The 21455-nt window shown below is 49.2% G+C and carries 12 protein-coding genes and 1 pseudogene; 11 read left to right on the forward strand and 2 right to left on the reverse strand.

Annotation, left to right across the window (positions count from 1 at the left end; translation table 11 throughout):
• Positions 1-371 precede the first annotated feature (371 nt).
• The 3 genes and pseudogenes from QMA13_RS04015 to QMA13_RS04025 all read left to right on the forward strand — a co-directional run bounded on the left by QMA13_RS04015 (position 372) and on the right by QMA13_RS04025 (position 4561).
• A pseudogene (locus tag QMA13_RS04015) lies at positions 372-1638 on the forward strand (TRAFAC clade GTPase domain-containing protein).
• Positions 1638-3257 (forward strand): GAP1-N2 domain-containing protein, encoded by a 1620-nt coding sequence (locus QMA13_RS04020; protein ID WP_282939668.1) that lies wholly within the window; start codon positions 1638-1640, stop codon positions 3255-3257. The pseudogene QMA13_RS04015 and the gene QMA13_RS04020 overlap by 1 nt, the downstream one beginning before the upstream one ends.
• Positions 3254-4561 carry a carbohydrate-binding protein gene (locus QMA13_RS04025; RefSeq protein WP_282939670.1) on the forward strand — a complete coding sequence of 436 codons (1308 nt, stop codon included), beginning with the start codon at positions 3254-3256 and terminating at the stop codon, positions 4559-4561. Before QMA13_RS04020 ends, QMA13_RS04025 begins: the two co-directional genes overlap by 4 nt.
• A 52-nt stretch (positions 4562-4613) precedes the next feature.
• Here QMA13_RS04025 and QMA13_RS04030 read toward each other — a convergent pair whose 3' ends face one another.
• Positions 4614-5447 carry a helix-turn-helix domain-containing protein gene (locus tag QMA13_RS04030; protein WP_282939672.1) on the reverse strand — a complete coding sequence of 278 codons (834 nt, stop codon included), beginning with the start codon at positions 5445-5447 and terminating at the stop codon, positions 4614-4616.
• Between the two features lie 259 nt (positions 5448-5706).
• On the opposite strand from QMA13_RS04030, the gene QMA13_RS04035 reads away from it, so the two are divergent.
• Together QMA13_RS04035 and QMA13_RS04040 are read left to right on the forward strand one after the other, a co-directional pair.
• Positions 5707-8070, forward strand: a complete 2364-nt coding sequence (locus QMA13_RS04035; RefSeq protein ID WP_282939674.1) for a PDZ domain-containing protein — start codon at positions 5707-5709, stop codon at positions 8068-8070.
• 159 nt (positions 8071-8229) lie between these two features.
• Complete coding sequence (locus QMA13_RS04040; RefSeq protein ID WP_282939676.1) at positions 8230-8889, forward strand: YheC/YheD family protein; 660 nt, start codon at positions 8230-8232, stop codon at positions 8887-8889.
• 79 nt (positions 8890-8968) lie between these two features.
• On the opposite strand, the gene QMA13_RS04045 is transcribed toward QMA13_RS04040, so the two are convergent.
• Positions 8969-10192, reverse strand: coding sequence for an ROK family transcriptional regulator (locus QMA13_RS04045; protein WP_282939677.1), 1224 nt, complete (start codon positions 10190-10192; stop codon positions 8969-8971).
• 408 nt (positions 10193-10600) lie between these two features.
• Here QMA13_RS04045 and hepB (QMA13_RS04050) point away from each other — a divergent pair, with 408 nt between their 5' ends.
• The 6 genes from hepB (QMA13_RS04050) (at position 10601) to hepB (QMA13_RS04075) (ending at position 21451) form a co-directional block, all read left to right on the forward strand.
• Entirely contained in the window at positions 10601-12892 is a 2292-nt protein-coding gene (gene hepB, locus QMA13_RS04050; protein WP_282939678.1) for a heparin/heparin-sulfate lyase HepB, read from the forward strand.
• Positions 12889-14346 (forward strand): sulfatase family protein, encoded by a 1458-nt coding sequence (locus QMA13_RS04055; RefSeq protein ID WP_282939679.1) that lies wholly within the window; start codon positions 12889-12891, stop codon positions 14344-14346. The genes hepB (QMA13_RS04050) and QMA13_RS04055 overlap by 4 nt, the downstream gene beginning before the upstream one ends.
• 61 nt (positions 14347-14407) lie before the next feature.
• Entirely contained in the window at positions 14408-15544 is a 1137-nt protein-coding gene (locus QMA13_RS04060) for a glycoside hydrolase family 88 protein (protein WP_282939681.1), read from the forward strand.
• Positions 15545-15597: 53 nt separating this feature from the next.
• The gene (locus QMA13_RS04065) at positions 15598-17637 is read left to right on the forward strand and encodes a heparinase II/III domain-containing protein (RefSeq protein ID WP_282939682.1); all 2040 of its coding nucleotides are present in this window, start codon (positions 15598-15600) and stop codon (positions 17635-17637) included.
• A 78-nt stretch (positions 17638-17715) separates the two neighbouring features.
• Positions 17716-19026: an ABC transporter substrate-binding protein gene (locus QMA13_RS04070; RefSeq protein WP_282939683.1), complete on the forward strand. Its 1311-nt coding sequence runs from the start codon at positions 17716-17718 to the stop codon at positions 19024-19026.
• Positions 19027-19207: 181 nt separating this feature from the next.
• Positions 19208-21451, forward strand: coding sequence for a heparin/heparin-sulfate lyase HepB (gene hepB / locus QMA13_RS04075; protein WP_282939685.1), 2244 nt, complete (start codon positions 19208-19210; stop codon positions 21449-21451).
• Positions 21452-21455: the final 4 nt, after the last annotated feature.

Raw genomic sequence — 21455 nt, forward strand, 5'->3', positions numbered from 1 at the left:
AGCGGAAGCGTTCGCCTTTGTCCCCGGATTTTAACGACAAGGTCGATTAGAATCAAAAAAATCCGGGGACAACAGCGATCGAAGGAATGATCCAACCCGCGCAGCGTCCAAGGATTCACCCGAACTTACGAAGTTGGTTTTGAAAAACCACTTTTCTCTGAAATCCGGTGAATCCAAAGCGGAGCGGGTGAGATCGTTCTGGAGAAGCGGAAGCGTTCGCCTTTGTCCTCGGATTTTAACGACAGGGTCGATTAAAATCAAAAAAATCCGGGGACAACAGCGATCGGAAGAATGATCCAACCCGCGCAGCGTCCAAGGATTCACCCTGTTTACGAAATCAGTTTTCTCCGAAAACTTTTAGGAGGGATAACATGCTAGGAAATTTGAAAAATTGGTTCGGAAAAAAAGCGCCTGTCAAAGAAAGGCCGCCCTATTACAGTATTGTATGCCCCTACTGCTTCAGCAAATTCGACCCGGAGGAAGTGCAGTTCCGGGCTACCCATATAAGAGATAACGACGATGACTTCATGCTCCAGGAGGATCGCAAGCTGAACGATTGGCGTCGCAAATTTCATTTGTCCGAGGTGGACATGGAGGCGGTTATCGAGCCTCACACGATCCCCGAAGAGAATAAAACCTACTCGCAGAACGTACTTGTAGCCGTCACGGACCGTTACGGGGAGACGAGCAAGCGACGTCTTTGCCCGAACTGTCATAACGAACTGCCGATTTCAGCGGGGAAAGTACCGAGCAATATTATTTCCATTGTCGGAGCTTCTCAGGTGGGCAAATCCGTTTATATGACGTCGCTCATCCATACGCTGCAAAATACGACCGCATCTAATTTCAATGCGGCCTGCATGCCGCTTAGCGCCGAGATCAGCCGGAAGTTCCGGCAAAATTATCACGAGCCTATTTTTGAACGGGGGAAGCATGCTGCAATCGACGAATCCGAACGAGCAGCAGGAGCCGTTTATATTTCAATTTGTGTTCAAGGACCCGGAGCAGGCGCCGCTGACTCTTGTCTTTTTCGATGTGGCCGGCGAGGGTATGGTAGAGCGCGAATATTTGGATATTTACGCGTCTCACATCAAAAATTCGTCTGGCATTTTGTTTCTAGTCGATCCTCTGCAAATCCGCAGTATCCGCGACCGAATTCACATTAACTTGGGCACGGAGGAAGGCGAGTTTGCCAACCGGTATGATGAGCCGCGCGAAGTGGTGATCAGTCTGTTCGAAAACTTTATCGCCCACCAGCAAAACAGCAAAACCGACATACCGACAGCTATCGTGCTGACGAAGAGCGATATGCTTCAATATTTGAAAGAGGAAGATAGCGAGTACATTCAGCCTAACAGCAACGTATTCCGCAATGTCGTTCATAAAGGCTACTTGAATCAAAATGAATTTGAGAACATCAACGGCGAGATCAGCCGCTTTATCGAAAAGGTAGACAGACCTTTTAAAGATGCTATTGACGTTTATTTTTCGAACACCGCCTATTTTGCCGTATCTGCCCTCGGCGCCAACCCGGTCAACAAACAACTGACGGGCGTAATCAACCCGACGCGAGTCGATGAGCCGTTTATTTGGCTGCTTCACAAGCTGGATTATGTGGCTAGAAGAGAGGCTCAGTGATGGCTCACAGAAAAATACAGCAGCAGTATTTTACCCGAGACCGGGAGGGAATCTTTCGCACCAGCGAAGGGTTTGATACAGTTGCCAAATCACCGTCATTGGATAACACCTTCATTAAAGCGATTTTGCATCCTTATTGTGTCTACAAAGCTCCCCAGGAGCTGCTTGCGAGAGATGAGTCAGACAGCTCAAAGTACCCTGAATGCTTTCAAGTTTTTCAAACCGATAACGGAGATATGGTCATCGGCCGCAGCATTTACGTAGGGACGGATTTTACCGGACAGCGAAGCGCATCGTTCACTCATCAGTATATTGTTCCGAAGGAGCTGAAGGATCCTTTCTTACGGGAACCGAATCGATTGTTCCGCATCAACAGCTTCGAGAGTAGCTACGATATCCGTAATGGGAAAGCCATACCTGAGGTGGACGAGATCGCATATGATCGGCATTATGACGAGAATGAGCAGGAGCGTCTCTTAAACGAGCTTGGCGTTGATGCCAATCGGTTCCAGCAGCTCATCTATGCGATCATGTCATCCACCTCGAACAAAAAGAAAGTGTATATCGCGCTGGATACGGAAGTATCGCAAAGCTCAGAGAAGGCCAAACATCTGCTCGAAATTATCTACCGGTGCATTCCTTACGCATTCCGGCGCCAGCTGGGCTTCATGACCTTCAATAGCGAGCCGGAGAGCAAGCAGAATATCCATATCATTTTTGTGGAAAAAGGAAGCTTGCGCTTGCCGGATCGTCGTATCGAAAAAGAATACTTATTCGATTTCCCGAATCGGAAATTTATGAATACGGAAATCCCGGATAGCGAGCAGCCTTTGATGGAATTCGTATGGCATTTCCGGCATGAAGCAGAGCCTCTTCAAGGTTTGTTTGATTTTTGTGAGGAAGCGCTGCAGGATTCGGGACTGAATATCCCGTTAGCGGTCTCGACCTATTCTCAACTGCTTACGTTATATGAGATTGAGCAAGGTGACGAAACGTTGTATGAGCACAATCGTTCTGGAACGATGAGCTCGATATTGAGCTTCTTGCGTAAAGAAAACGTTCGCAGCAAGCCGCGGCTGAGGGAGCTGTTTATCCGTTTGCTGCGCAAGGATGCGACGGATGGCGGAAGCTTGCCGACTGCTGGTTATATTCAGAGCCTTTTGGATTATTATGCACTGGCAGAAGAGGGAGAGCAGGCGCTGCTGATTCAATGCTTCGTTATTTTTGTGAATCGTGCGTCATCTCGTTCTGAAGAAGGGGTAACGGGCGCAGCAGGGTTATTTGAACCGATGCTGATGCATTCCTCCAAAGTGTTAGGTTTAGTGATGCGGGAATTGCAGAAGCAATCTTCGAACACAGCGGAGCAATATGTGTCTTATCGCATGAAACAAATCGGAACGGTGGAGGCTTTGCTGGCTGAAATCGATTTTTGGTTAACTCAAGCCGATACGATGGTGCAAGTCCGTTACTTCGTCAATGAAGTCCTGAAAAAAGCAAGCAGCTGCTGCAAAAGACCGGGCCCAAGCGAATCGATACGGCTGCTGTTCTGTATCGTTATTTCGAACAATTGCCTCAACATAGCAGCAAGAAGCAGGTTGAGCCGTTTAGTGATCAGATGATGCTTGAACTTCAGCTGGAATTGCTGGAAGAACTCGATGAGAGAAGCTTGTCTTACGACGATGTGATCCGCCTCAGCTTTATGGTGGACCCTATTGACACTACGTTGTTCCAACGCATGGAAAAAAACAAAAGGCAGACCATCATTGTACTCGCGCTCTTATATAGATTGCTTATGCTGAAGCCGGAGGAAGAGTCGGAAGCGCTAGAGGCGATGAAGGAGCTGGGACCTGCTGATCTGGAACGGGTGCAGGATTCGTTAAAACGTTTGTTGGAGAATCGAATCGATTCCAGCCGTTTTAGTCCAATTGCTTTTGCATTTTATGTTCCCGACGCCGAGCAAAGCTTCCAGTTTGCCGCAGGGTATGACTACGATGGCATGCTCGAATATATCGCTTCCAATATGAGTGATACAGATACGATGTATGATTTTTTGCTGAAATCGGCTGGCGATCGTAAGTTTCTGGATGATAAAGAAGTTATTCAGTCCAGCTACAAAGCGGCGGTTACCCGATATTTCGATATTCATGATGCGAGAGCTTTCAGGAACAAAGCGGTTCGGGAAAGGCTGCTCGCTGTTGCCAATCCTTCGTTCGCCGCATTATTCCAAGCGATTAAGCTTAAGCAGTCGGGGAAATGGATCCGTTTTTTCGTTCGCAATAAGCGGAAATTGGTTCGCTCCAGTCTTATTGCAGTGCCTGTTACCGCACTTCTTTTATTTTTATTATGGACTCCGATGTTGAACTGGATGGCTAGCGTTGGCCCTCCTCCGGAAATTGCCGTAGAAACATTGCCGGAGACGTCAACCACTATGAATTTGCCGATCAAAGCAAGTGTGAAGGGTGATAAAGCGAAGGCGGAAACGGTAAAAATGTACTTGAATGGCCAGTACGTGGCTAATGGTGCAATAGATACAACGATAGCTCTGCATGACGGTGAGAACCTAATTGAATTTACAGCGATTAATCGTGGAGGTACGGCATCTGAAGTTGTTCAGAAAAAGGTGATGTACACCATGCCATCTCCGACCCTAACGTACAATCCAATCCCTGAGACATCCAAAACTGCTCCGGTTATCATTTCGGCTAGCGCCAAAGATACGAATGATACGAGTCCGACTATTTATATTAATGGCCAAGCGGTTGGACAAGGCACCGTGTCCTGGTCAATGAATTTGACGCCGGGGGATAATACTGTAGAGATCAAAGCGGGCAATAAATTTGGCAAGATGAGCGATACAATCAAGAAAACGATCAAATATACACCGGCAGCCTCCGCTACCACAGCGGGAGCGGTAAAAAAATAAGCTTTATGACAGCCGTCCTTGGAGAAGAAGCTCTTCCGAAGGGACGGTTTTTTCATTCTTTCTCCCTCATCATATTGCGATAATGCTGTGGTGAGAATTGCTCATGACGTTTGAACATTCGGGAAAAATAATGCGGCTCCATCCCAAGCTCGGATGCAATCTGAGCCTGGCTCATATCGGTGGTCAGGAGTAGGCGCTTCGCCTTTGCTATCCGGCTGTTATTAATGTATTGAATTGGAGACAAGCCCTGCATTGTTTTGAAAAATTGAATGAAGTAGTTCGGACTGTAATTGACGATCCTCGCAAGCTGCTCGACAGTTAGCTCCTCTGACAAATGATCTTCAATATAACGAATAATCTCATTATGCTTATCCAGGGACGGATTTGACGCAGGCTGCACCTGATCGGGCAAGCATTCGTCGAACAGCATGGTCACAATATCCGTTAACGCTGATTTGGCTTGAAGAGGTGCGAGAGGATGGGAGCTTCGGTACGCGTTCAGCAGGTCTCGGAACCGGTTCTTGAAGAGGGTCGCATCACCCAAAGGAAAGCAGCTCGGCATATCGAGCAGGTGAAACAGGTGCATCTCGCCCACCTTTGCCTGAAAGTGGCACCAGTATTTAAGATAAGGCTTCTCTGGGGAGGTTGAATAAGAATGAATGACGCCTGCAGGGAGCAGCACGATCTCACCCGGCCCTGGATGGGTTTCTCGGCCTTTGATCTTAAACCATCCTTCCCCGCCTTCAATGAAATAGAGGCAGCAAAAGGGCGGAGCTACGTTCCAGTTTTTCCATTGCGGCTTGACCTGATTATAGCCTACCGTAAGCACCTCTAATTGAAGCTTTTGCAAATAGGAGCTTAACCAGTCGTATTCCTTTGGTTTCATACTTATCCTCGCTTTTTCCGTAGAAAAGAGTCTGATTGCTTGGTGAAATGCCCTGCTCGTATAGCAGTTGAGTAGTCGAAGATTACCCAGACTTTGTTAGATGTCCAAAGTATAGCACAGGCTGCATTACGGTGGTTAGGACCAGCGCTCCATCAGAGTTTTGTGCATACTTGGCGGAGCATTGTGCATTCCTCCCATAGCTCAGCGTGACTTAAAATGGAGAAAGGAAGGTTAAACGGAATCAGGGGGGAGTATACACATGAGTCCATCTGTTGTGGAAATTTACGTTTCAAGAATAGGGAATGACAGGGCAAACGGTACAAAGGAAGAACCTTACGACACCTTGGAAAGGGCACAGCGGGCAGCAAGATCAGCTTCTCTCAAAGGAGCTGCGGTAAAAGTATATGTTCAGGAAGGAACATACTATTTGGCGGAGCCGTTGGTGTTTACGGCTGAAGATTCAGGTACGGAGGAAGCGCCTGTCGTGTACGAAGCGATAGGAGAAGAGGTGATCCTGAGCGGTGGAATCCGGCTGGAGCTGGATTGGGAGATTCATGAGGGATGCATTTTAAAAGCTCGGGTCCCGAAAGGTATGGTGACGGATCAATTATTCATAAACGGAGAAAGGTGGGATATGGCCCGATACCCGAATACATCTCCGGATGTTCGTATTTTCAACGGCTTTGCCGCGGATTGCATTAGTTCCGAAAGGGTAAGCCGTTGGACGAATCCCGAAGGAGGGTACCTTCATGTCATGCACAAGCATTTGTGGGGGGATCACCATTTCCGCATAGTGGGCAAGGATGAGCATGGGCAGCTTATTTATGAGGGCGGCTGGCAAAACAACCGGCAAAAAGGGATGCATGACACTTATCGTTACGTAGAGAACATATTCGAAGAGCTGGATGCTCAACGCGAATGGTATTGGGATGCGCGGGAAAATAGGCTTTACGTGTACCCTGATTCCAATACGGACATGGAGAACGCTTCCGTCGAAGCTGTATGTTTGTCCTGCTTGGTCGAGCTGGCGGGCAGCGAGTACGCACCTGTGCAGCATGTTCATATGCGAGGCTTTACATTTCATCATGCATCCAGAACGTTCATGGATAACAGGGAACCGCTGCTAAGAAGCGATTGGACGATATATCGAGGCGGAGCGATAACGATTAGAGGTAGCGAGCGGTGCTTATTCGAAAATTGCCGGTTTATAGGGCTCGGCGGCAATGCCATATTTGTAGATGGTTATAATCGGGGCATTACGGTTAGAGGCTGCCATTTAAATGAGATCGGAGCGAGCGGCATCGCCTTTGTAGGTTCTGCGGAAGCGGTGCGAAGTCCACTGTTCGAGTATGAGCAGCGCCAGAGCATGGACAGTCTGGATCTCACGCCGGGTCCACTAACGGCTGCATACCCTGCGGACTGTCTAGTTGAGGATTGCCTTATTACACGATGCGGTACGGTAGAGAAGCAATCGGCACCTGTGCAAATTTCGATGGCAATGGACATTACTGTTCGTCATTGTACGATTTACGATGCTCCTCGGGCTGGAATCAACATTTCCGAAGGCACATGGGGCGGGCATGTTATAGAGCATTGTGATGTATTCGATACGGTATTGGAGACAGGAGACCATGGCGCGTTCAACTCTTGGGGGCGGGACCGCTATTGGGGCTTGACGGACATCGATTTGAATACACTACATGATGCGGAAGAAGTTGGGCAGACGGGTGAGAGAAGTCAACTCCCCCTGCTTGATGTAGTGAAGCCTATCGTGATTCGCAATAATAGGTGGCGCTGCGATAATGGGTGGGACATTGATCTGGATGATGGATCAAGTCATTACCACATCTATAACAATTTATGCTTGTCGGGTGGCATTAAATTAAGAGAAGGCTTCTACCGGATTTGTGAAAACAACATTATGGTCAACAACTCTTTTCATCCGCATGTCTGGTATAAAGGGAGTCAAGATATATTCCGGCACAATATTGTGTTTGCCGAGTATGCCCCGATTCGAGTGCCACAGCCTTGGGGAGCGGAGTGCGACAGCAATTTCCTTCATGTGCAGGGACAAGAAGAAGCGGAGGCAGCACTAGTCCTTCAGCAGCAGAGTAGAAGAGATGAGCACTCTATCCAGGGGGATGCACTGTTTATCGATCTGTCAGCAGGAGATTATCGAGTAAGAGAACAATCGGATGCGCTCCGAGTTGGTTTTGTCAATTTCGATATGAGTTGCTTTGGAGTGCAGCATCCGGATTTATTGCAAAAAGCTCGTTCACCCAAGCTCCCGACCTATGCGGAGAAGGCCTCCGATTCAGGAAGAGATCCTAAACGGGTTCGATGGGGGAAGTGCTTAGTGAAAAACGTAGTCGGTTTAGGCGAAGTGTCCGCTGCAGGCCTGCATGAGGAGACCGGTGTCCTGCTTGAAGCCATGTATTGGGGCAGCTGGCAGCTAGAGGCCGGAATGCAGGCTGCTGATGTCATTTTGGAGCTGAACGGGCAAGGGATTGATTGCGTGGAGGATTTGTTGGCTGCCTATGAAGCTCTAGGGCGTGGCGACTCGCTTCATTTGGTCGTCTTTAGAGGGCAGCGCGAGGTTAACATAGTAGCTGTCAAGCCTTAGTCTTAGAAGCATTTTATATATGCCCTATTTGGCCAAAATAGGATGAAGATACTGCTGTTTCTCCATATACATCATGACCGGACAAAGGTACAGGAGTTGTCTGGCCCGGATGAATATTGTACTAGTGAGTGGGATTTTGCCAGTACAAGGAGGGATCCGGTGGTGTCAAGATTGGTTCCGAACAAATGGTTGAAAACAAATGTACTACGAAAGCATCGCGATGTTGCTCGTCATATTCCTGAAACAAGACTATACAACAGATCCGTGCTGGCGCGCATGTTGAATCAATACGGACGAGTTGTTATGAAGCCCTGCATTGGTACTGGGGGGCATGGAGCTGTTCTCATTTACAAGGAAGGATCTGGCTACACGGTTCATCATCGTGAGAAGATAATACGCAGAGTGAGCTTTGGGACTATGCTGGCCATGGTCGAGCGCATTCGTCATAGAAGGGCTTATCTGGTACAGCGGGGCATTGTATTGGCACGTATTTCCGGACGACCGGTAGATTATCGGGTGAAGCTGCTGCGGAGGCATGGAAAATGGTTCACCAAGGCGATTGTTGGCAAGCTGGCTAAGCCGGGATTGTTCGTGACGAACATTTGCCGAGGCGGGACTCTACTGCGGGCTAACGATGCCCTTCGACGCTCGTTGTCCGTAGCTGCGATTGCCAAGAAGCATGAAATGAACAGGCTATCTTATCAGAGTATGGAGATGCTGGTTCGTGCGTTTCCAGGTATTGATATGCTCGGCTTCGACTATGGTATCGATATGCAGGGGAGAATTTGGCTGCTGGAAGTAAATACTCAACCGCATTAGCAAAGGAAGAGAGGGGCTCAGTTACGAGCGCCTCCTTTTGTTTTGCTATGATTTATTACGCAGCCTCCAAGCCAAGCTTTTATTTAACCATGCTGGATTGCTGGGAAAAATGGGAGAATGACATATGACGATCGAGCGCCATATTGGCAGCTCCTAGTGCACCGCCGATTTCCTTGAATTGACCGATATGGACGGTTGTAGATGCAGACAGTTGGCCCATCGCGCGCTGCCCCATCACTTTAACGGCTGTCTGCACATAGGAAGGGCAGTCCTTCGGAATGGAGCCGCCCAAAATGATGGCTTCGGGATTAAGCAGATTGACCAAATTGGCCATTGTAATGCCCAGATAGGCAGCGGCGTTATGGACGACTTGAACGGCAAGCTCGTCTCCTTGCTCGGCTGCTTGGCAAATATCTTCAGCTTTGAGCATTTGCAGGTCAAAGCCTGGCTGCATATGGAGCGAAGAGGGGGCTCCCATCCGGAGAAGCTTGCGGGCTTCCAGCTCCATGGCTGGAGCGGCAGACATCATCTGCAGACAGCCGTTGTTGCCGCAAGGGCATAACGGACCGTCGACATCGACCGTCGTATGGCCGATTTCACCTGCGCCTCCCAAAGCTCCGTGAATTAATTCCCTATGGACGTAGATACCGGCTCCAATACCGGAATCGATCCCGATATAAATCATATGCTGATAATCTTTTCCTGCACCGTAGCGGCATTCGGATAAACCGCGAGCTCGACTGCGGTTAAGGACAACGGTAGGCCAGCCCAGGGCCTTTTCAAGCATAGCTCCCAGCTCGACCTGCTGCCATCCCATCACGGCGGAGCTGCGCAGCAAACCGTTATGCGTATCGACTAAGCCTGGTACGCCGACGCCCAGTAGAGGGATCGGACTTTTGTCTATTTTTTTAATAAAGTCAGGAATTTCACGTACCAGAGCTTGCACTGCCGCTTCTGGGGTAAGCGGGCTGAACGTGATCCGCTTCTTCTCGATGGTGTTGCCCAGCAGGTCGAAAGCGCCAAGCGTCCATGTCTGGTGGTTCAAATCGGCCCCCAATATCATATGGGAATAGGGGACAAGCTCCAGATTCGTAGCGGGCCTTCCCCCTGTAGATTGACGCAGCACGGTTTCGTGAACTAGCCCTAATTCAATCAGTTCATTAATCGTCACTGAGATCGTCGCGCGGCTCAGATCGGTTAATTGAGTCAACTCGATACGGGACATCGGGCCGTGCACTCTCAGCATCTGAAGGATCGCTGTTTTACTTCTCTTTTGATCCCATATTTTGCGAATGTTATCCATAAGCTTTCCCTCGCAATTCATTTCGATCTCAAAATATTGCTAATGTAACCATATCAAAATTATCGCAAGTTAGCAATGGAGTCTGACGAACTAACATATAAAATTTGACGTAACGCACGATAGTATTAGGGATAATATACCCGTTATTTTATTATTTTATTCAATCTAAGTTTAGTTATTGACATAAGTCAGGTGCAGACGTATGATCAGGAGGAGAAGAAAAGCAGCCTGGATTGAATTTATACCTATGAAATATTTGATAACGTTTACAATTATCGGAGTAAATCTTTAGCAGCATGATTCTATGCCATACAACAGAAATAAGAATCGACTTGATTACTACTTATTTGCAAATGAAGCTTTCTGAGATTGAACCAGAATTGGAATATCGATAGGAGGACAGCAGCCATGTTTCCTAAACCAGAATTAACGCCGCCGTCGGAGCATCCACGGTTATTTTTACGCAAGGAGCACCTGCCGGAGCTACGAGATAAAATGACAAGACTTGAGCTGAAGCAAGAGTGGGAACGGCTTATCAAGTACAGCAGCTACAGCATCGAGGAAGCGAACTCTGAGCATTGTCCTGGGGATGTATACGTTATTGAAGCTAATGCATTGCTGTATGTGTTACAAGGTGATCAAGACGCCGGCATCAAAGCGAAGACTTTGGCACTCAGCAGCATCACCAAGAACTTCAATCCTAATTTCCAGGATATTTCGAGAGAGATCGGCCGACTCATGCTGGCCGGGGCCATTGTTTACGATTGGTGCTACGATCTTGTGACAGATGAAGAACGGGTCTTTTTTATAGGGCATTTCAAACGGCTGGCGGGACTGCTGGAGTGCGGATATCCACCTCTAAAAGAAGGGGCTTTTGTCGGTCACAGCTGTGAGTGGATGATTCAGCGCGATATGTTGGGTACAGGCATCGCCATTTATGACGAAGATCCGGAAATGTATGATTTGGCTGCGGGCCGGGTGCTGCATCAGATGGTTCCGGCTCGCAATTTCTTTTACCCTTCGGGCTGGCATCATCAAGGGGACGGTTACGGGGGCGTGAGGTTTCAAGGGGAGCTGTTTCCTACATGGATGTTTGATCGAATGGGCTTTGGCAATATATATGATGCTTCGCAGCGTGACGTTGGCTATCAGTGGATTTATACACGTCGTCCGGACGGCAAGCTGCTGCGCGATGGGGATACGACTCCGATCATGCTGAAGCAAACGAAGTATACGAGGCTTCATTTCATTTATTGGATATTGGGGGGCTATTACAAGGACCCTTATTTCATAGCCCAAAAGCAGGTGGATGAAGGGAGGCTGCAGGATAAGGATGTGTTATTTGCTTTCTTGTTCGCCGATCCGAATGTAGAAGCAAAGCCGCTTGACGAGCTTCCGTTGACCCGGTATTTCGGAGCTCCGACAGGGGTGATGGTGGCACGTACAGGTTGGGATACTGGAATGGACTCCAATGTGGTAGTGGCCGAGATGAAGGTGGGCATGTACCAGTATAACAACCATCAGCATCTGGACGCAGGAGCGTTCCAAATTTATTACAAAGGCAATCTGGCTATCGATTCGGGCTCGTATAAAGGCTCATCAGGGAAGTATCATTCCCCGCACAACAAGTACTATTTTAAAAGAACAATTGCTCATAACACGATGCTTGTATACGATCCGAACGAACTGAAGCAGTATCCGTACGTCAAGGACGGCGGTCTTGTATGGCCTAATGTGAATGATGGGGGGCAGCGCTGGCCTAATGAAGGGCGTCCGCCTCTTACGCTGGACGATCTGCTGAACAAAGATTTCAAACGAGCCGACGTGCTCGCTAATGCAATAGGTCCTGACCCGATCAAACCTAGCTACTCTTATCTGAAAGGGGACATAACCGCAGCCTATTCGAACAAAATGAAGCAGTTCCAGCGTTCGTTCCTCTTTTTGAATTTTAACGAAACGGAGCATCCGGCGGCATTGATCGTTTTTGACCGTGTTGTGTCGGCGAACCCGGACTTCAAGAAATATTGGCTGCTGCACAGCATTGAGGAACCTCAAATTGAAGGAAGTCGAACTACCATTTCCCGCAGCGAGGATGGATATAAAGGCCAACTGATCAACGATTCGCTGCTGCCTGCGAGGGACAATCAGGAGATTGAAAAGGTAGGCGGTCCGGGCAAGGAATATTGGGTGTTCGGAACCAATTATGTGAATGATTTTCCGGGTACGAAGGAGCAGGGCGAATGGCGAATTGAAGTTAGCCCGCAAGTACCGGCGGAAGAGGACTTATTCTTAAATGTTATGCAGATGAAGGATATAGACGGTCCTGAGGCATTGCCGACGGAGAGAATGGATGGAGAAACCCTGATCGGCGTCAAAATAAAGAATTGGGTCGCGTTGTTCTCGAAAAGTGGGATGCGTTTGCAAAAGGATACTGTGCTTCCGGACATTTCTGATGGAGCACCCGACGGTGGGGCCAGCTTGAATTACATCGTAACTGACCTTGCGGCAGGCCAATGGAGAGTGGAACAGGAGCGTGTTGGAGCCGAGGGTATGGGGTGGCAGCCTATTGTGTCGGAGGAAGTAACAGAAGAGGGCGGCGTTCTGCATTGGCAGGCTCAGGCAATACTCGGACGGATGCGCATCGTATATCAAGGTGGCGACGGGAGAGCAGATTCGGAATCAGGAGGTGTACAAGATTGAGCGATAAACCGAATGTAGTCATTATTATGGCGGATCAGCTGCGGTGGGATGCGTTTGGAGAGCACACGCCGAACATTAATCAGCTTAAGGCGGAAAGTGTCGTATTCGACCGGGCTTACTGCGCATCGCCGCTTTGCGTACCGGCTCGTGGGGCTTTTTTTACGGGGAAATACCCGAATGTCACAGGCTCTCTCATCAATCCATGGACGGAGCAGGAGAAGCAGCATGGTATGGTTCGAGCTGAGCATACCCATTGGTATGAGCTGCTCGAGCAGCAGTGGGACAGCTGGCATACCGGTAAGCAGCATCTGTTCACCGAGCCGAAGCTCGAACATCGTGACGACAGCAAGACGCACTGGCTTCAGCTGGAGCAGCGTTATGAAGCTTTTCTTAAGAAGAACGGCAAGAAAAAGCCGGGCGGACCGACATTCCAAGGGCTTGTGCCCGAGCTTGCCTACGGAAAAATAACGAGGAAGCGCAAGTACTCGACTCCAACGATAGGGAGATATGAGGAGGACTTGGATTTCTTCTATGACGGTTTCATTCTTAACGATTCCTTGGAGGCGATTCGCAATAGAGACCGCAGCAAGCCGTTCGCGCTGAATGCGATGTTTCTAGCCCCGCACCCTCCGCTTGATATTCCAGAGCCGTGGTACTCCATGATTCAGGATGTGGATTTGCCCGAGAATGTCGGTGTGTGGGCGGATAATCAGTCTCCGCTGCAGCTGTACAATTTGACAGGAGTGCTGGGAACACCCTATACGCGTGAGGAATGGCAGAGAATCTGGAAGGTCTATCTAGGTCTGGTTGCGCTGCTGGACCATTGCGTAGGACAACTGATTGCCGAGCTGAAGCAGCAAGGACTATACGATAACACGCTCATCTTGTTTGCAAGTGATCACGGTGAGATGTTGGGCTCCCACAGATTGTGGCAAAAGATGTGTATGTACGAGGAATCGGTGAAAACGCCGTTGTATTTCAAATTTCCTACAGGGTTTACTCCTGCGTTGAATCGCACGGATGAGCTGGTCAGCAGCATAGATGTCCTTCCGACATTATGTGACTATCTCGGTGTCGAGACACCTCAAGGGGTATCGGGATTATCCTTAATGCCGCTAATTAGAGGGGATCGGGAGAAGCTGGACCGGGATCGCATTTTCATCCAGTTTGACGGAAATGGAGCGCGCAGCAATTTTCAGCGCTGTGTTATGGAAGATGACTATAAGCTCATCGTTGATATGTTCAAGGATGAAAGCTTCATCGAGCTGTATGATGTTGTGAATGATCCGCAGGAAATGAACAACTTGGCTTTTCAATTAGAAGAGCACGGTAGCCGGATCGAGAGCATGCTGGAGTGCTTGAGACGGCATATGCAAGAGACCAACGATCTGCTTGAAATGTCGGACAGTATGTACGAAAGATTCCTCGCTGATTACTCAGAGTTTAAAACATAAGAATGGAATCGAATGAATTTTTCTGAACTAGGATGAGTTGAACTTATAAGGAGAGAAAACAATGTCAGCTGGTACATACGATTTGTGGATTGATGAAGCATGGAGCAAGGTTGTAGCCAAGGTAGGCCAAACAAGCAAGACGATTGGAGCTGGATTCCCGCACGTTTCCAAAGAGGGGAAATACGACTGCACGGATCCGCAAGGCTGGACCTCCGGCTTCTGGCCAGGGCTGCTGTGGCTTTTATACCGTGATACGAATAATGAAGAGCTGAAGCAGCTTGCCGAGCAATGCGAGAGCAAAATGGACGTATGCATCGACGAATACACGAGATTGCATCATGATGTCGGCTTCATGTGGAGCTTGACCTCGGTAGCTAACTATAAATTGACAGGCAGCGAAGAGTCGAAGCTCCGTGCGTTGAAGGTGGCAGCCTGGCTGGCCGGACGCTTCAACCTTAAAGGCAATTTCATCCGTGCCTGGAACCAGAGCAACTGGGAGAGCGCGAACGGAAATACCGGTTGGGCTATTATCGACTGCATGATGAATTTAAGCCTGCTCTTCTGGGCATCGGAAGAAACCAGGGATCCAAGGTTTAAGCACATTGCTGAGGCCCATGCTCATATGGTGATGCGTGAATTTATCCGTGCCGATGGCTCTGTCTATCACATCGTAGAGTTTGACCCGGAAACAGGGGAACGTGTCGGAGCTTTGGGCGGACAGGGCTTTGCACCTGAATCGGCTTGGGCGAGAGGGACGACTTGGGCGCTATACGGTTTGGCTCTATGCTACCACTACACGAAGAACGATGTTTATTTGCAGGCGAGCAAAAAGGTGGCACATTTCTTCCTAGCTAATCTTCCTGAGGATTTAGTGCCTTATTGGGACTTCCGTCTGACTACGCAGGAAGGCGCTCCAAGAGACTCATCGGCGGCAGCTATTGCTGCAAGCGGCTTGCTGCTGTTGGCGGACTCGTTACCTGCCGAGGAAGGTCGGCTTTATGAGACTTCGGCGAAGCGTATCCTCAAATCGATGGTGGACCATTATGCGATTTGGGATACGAGCGACGAAGCGATTCTGCCTCACGGCACCGGGCATTGGCCTGCCAACAAAAATATCGACGTCGGCCTGATCTACGGCGACTACTATTTCGTCGAGGCAATAGCTAAGCTGCGCGGACAAACGGATCTATTCTGGTAAACAAGTGGTACATCCTTAATAGATAACACCAAGCAAGCCCTGGAGGAAAAAAGATGCCGTTTCTCAAACTGACCCAATCTATTTTCATTTTGCTGCTGGTGATGTGCTTGACCGTTTTGTCTGCTTGTACCGGCGATAGCGCCGCTCCGTCTCCGATGGAGAAGGAGGGAACAAGTACGCAAGCAGTACCGCCGACACCTTCGTCGCAAGCGTTTGCGCCCTACACCGGCGGGCCTCCAACGGCCGCAGGGATCATCGCGGACTTGCAAAAAAACAACCTGAAGCAGCGACACCCGAGGCTGTTCGCAACGGCGGACACCTTTGCCAAGCTGAAGGATGGGGTCAAGACTGATCCGCAGCTGCGCAAATGGTACGGGGACTTGCAGAGAGCGACCGACAAGACGCTGACGAAGCCAGTCGGGGCGTATGAAACGCCGGACGGACGCAGGATGCTGTCGGCCAGAGACGCCAGACCGATCATCGAGCAAAATGCGATGATGTACCAGCTTAGCGGGGATGAGAAATACGCGAAGCGGGCGGTTCAGGAAATGATGGCGATGGTCGCTTTTCCGGATTGGAATGATAAGAAAGAATTTCTTAACACAGCTGAAATCACAGCAGGGATGGGGATCGGCTACGATTGGCTTTATGACTACCTGACGCAGGAACAGAGGGATTCAATCCGTAAATCCATGGTGGAGAAAGGGCTACAAAAAGCTCTGGACGCCCACAATAAGCAGGTGTGGTGGAGTGTAAGAACCGATCCGGTTAACAACTGGAGCGCCGTCTGCAACGGCGGCATCATTGTGGGAGCACTCGCTATCGGTGACGAAGAACAGGAGAAGGCACTCGCAGGAGAGATCATTGTCCGTTCGCTGCAATCGGTGCAAAAGATTATATTGAGCCACTGGGAGCCGGACGGCGGCTGGAGCGAAGGGCCGGGCTACTGGCGATACATGATGGAATATACGGTCAGCTACATGGCAGCTATGCAGACCTCACTGGGGACAACGTATGGACACGCGCAGACGCCTGCATTACACAAAACAGCGTATTTTCCGGTCTATGCTACAGGGCCGCAAGGAACATTTAATTTTGCGGACAGCGACAGCGGCAAGATGAAAATTCCGGAGCTATTCTGGTTAGCGAAAGCGACGAATGATCCTATGCTGGCCGGACAGCGGCTTGCCATGATGGAAGATGCGAAGCAGGCTGGCGGAGTATACGATCTGCTCTGGTATGATCCATCGCTCCATGACATGAAAATGACATTACCGACCGATCAATATTATCGCGATGCAGAACTGGTTATTATGCGCAGCAAATGGAACGATCCAACAGCGGCTTATGTAGGTTTCAAAGCGGGAACGGCTACAGCAAGCCACTCTCACTCTGATATCGGAGAATTCGTGTTCCATGCGAATGGCGAACAGTGGGCAATCGATCCGGGCAAGGAAGATTACAATTTAAAAGGCTACTTCGAATATGACAAAGAACGTTATACGTACTACCGACTGAAGCCGGAAGGACACAATACGTTAGTCCTTAATCCGGATAAGCAATTTCAACAGGACCAGGCTTCGATGAATCGAATAACGAGATTTGAAACGAAGCCTCAGGGGGCTTTAGCCATTGCGGATATGCAGCCGGCTTACTCCAGAAATGCCGACGCTGTGAAGCGAGGCATTCAGTTTATCGATCGCAAAGGGCTTCTTATCGAGGATGAAATTCAGACCAAGCAGCCGTCCACGGTCTGGTGGTTTATGAACACGAAAGCTTCGATTCAAGTGGCTGAAGACGGCAAATCCGCACTGTTAAGCCAGAATGGCAAAAGACTGTGGGTGACGATGACTTTTCCTAAAGATGCGCCGCCAACACAAGCGAAGTTCCGGGTCATGGATGCCAAACCGCTCCCTGAATCGCTGAATCCGAAAGGACAAACGGCGAACAATGGAATCCGAAAGCTGGCTATTAAGCTGGATGGAGCAACTAATGTGCGGATGGCTGTGGAGCTTATCCCACTTGCTTCTGGAGAGACGGTTCCTTCGGCAGGCCATGATTATGTGCCGCTTTCCCAGTGGAAATTGCCTTAACGACAGTTCGACTATACCGATTTTGCGATGGACTCATCTTTACACACTTTTCATGAGTGAATAGGGGGTTTTCTGTAGATGAAAAAAGGTTTAGTTCTGCCAGGTTTGCTCTGTTTGTCGGTGGCTTTGTCCGGATGCTCCAAGGAAAAGGCGGGGGAAGCACCCGTAAAGTCTGAATCCAATGAGCTTGTCAAGCTTGTCGTGTACAGCTACAGCTCGGGCATTCAGGAATCGGAGTTCCAGAAGTTTTTTGTTGAGCCGGTTCAGAAGAAGTATCCGAATATTTCAATGCAGCTCGTTTCTCGAAATGGGGATAAGGACACGCCGGAGCAAATTATTGCTTCCGGCAACCTGCCTGATCTAATTTTGACCAGCAATGTGTACATTGGCATGTTTAACAAGCTTGGGCTAGGCATGGATCTAAATGAATTGGCGAAGAAGAACAATTTGGATTTTAACCGTTTTGATCCGGTAGGCATGGGTGCGATTAAGCAGTTTGGCGATAAGGGCGAGGTGTACGCTGTCCCATTCTCTATGAATTACGGTCTGATGCTGTACAACAAAGACATTTTCGATAAATTCGGAGTTCCTTATCCGCAGGATGGTCTGACATGGGATCAAGCGATTGCTGTAGCCAAGCAGTTGACGCGCAAGGAAGATGGCATCCAGTATATCGGCATTGATCCTGATTATCCGGAAAATGTCACCAGGCAGTATTCGCTTCCTTATGTCGACGAGAAGGAAGAGAAGCCGGAGATTAATACGCCGGGCTATAAAGCGGCCTTTTCCAAGCTGAAGGCGATGTATGAGATTCCAGGCTTTATCGGCGAGAAAAACAAGTTCATGTACACGTCCAATGGCTTCTTCAAGGATAGGCTGTTGGCGATGTATCCGGTTTGGGGTGACGGAGTCGTTGGCACGATCGAGGACATGGCGCAGCAAGGGAGTTCCGTCAATTGGGATATGGTCACTTATCCGAGCTTCGAGGACCGGCCTGGGGTTGGTAAGCCCGTTGATCTGCATTTGATGATGCTATCGCCAAAGAGCAAGCATCAAGAGGAAGCGTTCAAGGTCATCTCCACACTGGTTTCCGATGAGGCGCAGATTACGATGAACAAAACCGGAAGAATGACTTCATTGAACAATGATGCGGTCAAGAAAACCTACGCTTCCGAGCTGAAGGGCTTCCAGGGTAAAAACGTGCAGGCTGTGTTTAAGACGAAGCAGGCGCCAATTGTCAAACCGACGGATTACGATCTTCCATTCAAGCAGCTGATTCGTGACGGGGCTAAAGATATGGCGATCAACAACAAGGATGTCAATACGGTGCTGAGAGAAATTCAGGAGAAAGCCGAGAAGACGATGGTGGATATGAAAAAAGCCAAATAATCACTGTAATCCAAAGTTGAGCGACCGCGTGAAGTGGTTTTGAGGAATCTACTGATACAGTTGATACCCCACCGGAGTCCCACTCACAGCTGACTTTCCTTAGGCTTCTCAACAAGCTTATCGCGTTAGCGTTAGATTTTATTTGCAATCGAACACCGTTATGAAGAGGAGGCTGACAGCCATGTATCCAAAACCGCCGCATACGCCGCCGCAAGAATACCCACGCTTGCTGCTGCGGAGTCAACATTTACCCGGATTAAGGGAGAAACGATTCAGGCCGGAAATGAAGCAAGTTTGGGAACGGCTTGTGCAATTCAGTCAGGTGGACATTAACCAGGCTCAATCCGCTGAGCATCCGGATGAAGCCTACCTCATTGAAGCGAATGCGCTGATGTATGTTCTGGATGGGGATCAAGAAGCAGGCCTTCGCGCCAAAGCTTTGGCACTTACCACCATTACGAAGTCGTTTAATCCGAACTTTCAGGATATTTCCCGGGCTATTGGACGGCTAATGTCGTCCGTGGCCGTCGTCTATGACTGGTGCCGCGATCTGATCGATGATACGGAGCGGCAGTTTATGATCAGTCACTTCAAAAGGTTAGCTGGCATGCTGGAATGCGGCTTCCCTCCTAAGAAGGAGGGCTCGATTGTTGGTCATACGAGCGAATGGATGCTGATGCGCGACCTTATCGGCACAGGCATTGCTATCTACGACGAGGACCCGGAAATCTACAACGAATCGGCAGGACGATTCTACGCGGAGATGGCACCGGCACGCAATTTCTTTTATCCTTCGGGGTGGCATCATCAGGGAGACAATTACGGCACCTATCGTTACCAGGCTGAGCTGTATGCCACATGGATCCTAGACCGAATGGGAATGGGCAATCCTTACGACCCTTCACAGGGAGAGGTAGGGTATCAGTGGATTTATACGAGAAGGCCTGATGGCAAGCTGCTGCGCGATGGAGATAGCGATAATCCGCTGTATGCAGAAGATAAATACATTCAATTTTTCCCGCTCGTTTATATGATGGCAGGCAGCTATTATGATAATCCTTACTTTATGGATCAACAGTTCCGAGAATATCAAACAATACCGGATATGTACGTGTTCCATGCATTTTTGTTCTACAACCCGGAGGTGCAGCCTAAATCGATCAAGGAGCTGCCGCTTACCCGTTATTTCGGATCTCCAACCGGAATCATGCTTGCGAGAACCGGCTGGGATGAAGGGATGGATAAGAGCTCACCTACGGTGGTTGCTGAAATGCGCGTGGGGGAATATCAGTACAACAACCACCAGCACTTAGATGCAGGAGCATTCCAGCTGTACTACAAAGGGTACTTGGCAATTGACTCTGGTATTTACAAGGGCTCTTCTGGTAAATACCATTCGCCGCACAATAAATATTATTTCAAGCGGACCATTGCCCATAACACGGTGCTTGTGTACGACCCCGACGAGCTAAAGCAGTATCCCTATGTTAAGGATGGAGGCCTTGTATGGCCTAATGTGAATGACGGGGGACAACGCTGGCCGAACGAGGGCCGTCCGCCGCTTACGCTCGATGATTTGTTGAACAAGGATTTTAAACGCGGAGAAGTACTGGCGCATGCTTATGGACCCGATCCGGTACAGCCTGATTTCTCTTACTTAAAAGGTGACATAACTGCTGCGTATTCGAACAAGATGAAGCAGTTCCAACGCTCGTTTATGTTCTTAAACTTTAAGGATGCGAACCATCCTGCTGCGCTTATCGTGTTTGATCGCGTCACATCAGCGAACCCTGATTTCAAGAAGTATTGGCTGCTTCATAGTATCGAAGAGCCGCAGGTGAACGGCAGCCGTACCGTAATCTCGCGCAGCGAGGACGATTATAACGGGCAGTTAATCAACGATACGCTGCTTCCTGTAGCTGATAATCTTGAAATCACAGCTGTAGGCGGTCCGGGTAAAGAGTTTTGGGTGTTCGGTACCAATTACATCAACGATTTCCCTAGTACCAAGGAGCAGGGGGCATGGCGCATTGAGGCCAGTCCGAGTCAGCCTGCCGAACAAGATGTTTTCTTGAACGTTATGCAGATGAAGGATATCGACGGTCCTGAGGCATTACCGACTCATAGAGTGGAGAATGACTCGCTCGTTGGAGCGCAGATAAGGGACTGGGTCGTACTATTCAGCAAAAGCGGCTTGCGGCTTCATGAGGAGCTGGATGTGCCTGTGGCACCGACTGCAGATGCAGCTTCAGCATCACTTAACTACGTCATAGCCGACCTAACGGCAGGGGCTTGGATTGTAGAGCGTGGAGATGCGCGCGAGCAGCATGAGGTAACAGAAGAGGCAGGTGTTCTTCACCTCACGGAAATATCCGGAACTATACGTCTCATTCCCCTGACCGTGGAAGCGGAAGGAAAGGAGTAAGGTT

The sequence above is a fragment of the Paenibacillus sp. RC67 genome, assembly GCF_030020805.1.
In the GTDB taxonomy this organism is placed as follows: domain Bacteria; phylum Bacillota; class Bacilli; order Paenibacillales; family NBRC-103111; genus Paenibacillus_S.

Coding starts and splice junctions, on each gene's coding strand:
- QMA13_RS04020 (WP_282939668.1), top strand. CDS start 1,638: ATGGCTCACAGAAAAATACAGCAGCAGTATTTTACCCGAGACCGGGAG.
- QMA13_RS04025 (WP_282939670.1), top strand. CDS start 3,254: ATGATGCTTGAACTTCAGCTGGAATTGCTGGAAGAACTCGATGAGAGA.
- QMA13_RS04030 (WP_282939672.1), bottom strand. CDS start 5,447: ATGAAACCAAAGGAATACGACTGGTTAAGCTCCTATTTGCAAAAGCTT.
- QMA13_RS04035 (WP_282939674.1), top strand. CDS start 5,707: ATGAGTCCATCTGTTGTGGAAATTTACGTTTCAAGAATAGGGAATGAC.
- QMA13_RS04045 (WP_282939677.1), bottom strand. CDS start 10,192: ATGGATAACATTCGCAAAATATGGGATCAAAAGAGAAGTAAAACAGCG.
- hepB (WP_282939678.1), top strand. CDS start 10,601: ATGTTTCCTAAACCAGAATTAACGCCGCCGTCGGAGCATCCACGGTTA.
- QMA13_RS04060 (WP_282939681.1), top strand. CDS start 14,408: ATGTCAGCTGGTACATACGATTTGTGGATTGATGAAGCATGGAGCAAG.
- QMA13_RS04065 (WP_282939682.1), top strand. CDS start 15,598: ATGCCGTTTCTCAAACTGACCCAATCTATTTTCATTTTGCTGCTGGTG.
- QMA13_RS04070 (WP_282939683.1), top strand. CDS start 17,716: ATGAAAAAAGGTTTAGTTCTGCCAGGTTTGCTCTGTTTGTCGGTGGCT.
- hepB (WP_282939685.1), top strand. CDS start 19,208: ATGTATCCAAAACCGCCGCATACGCCGCCGCAAGAATACCCACGCTTG.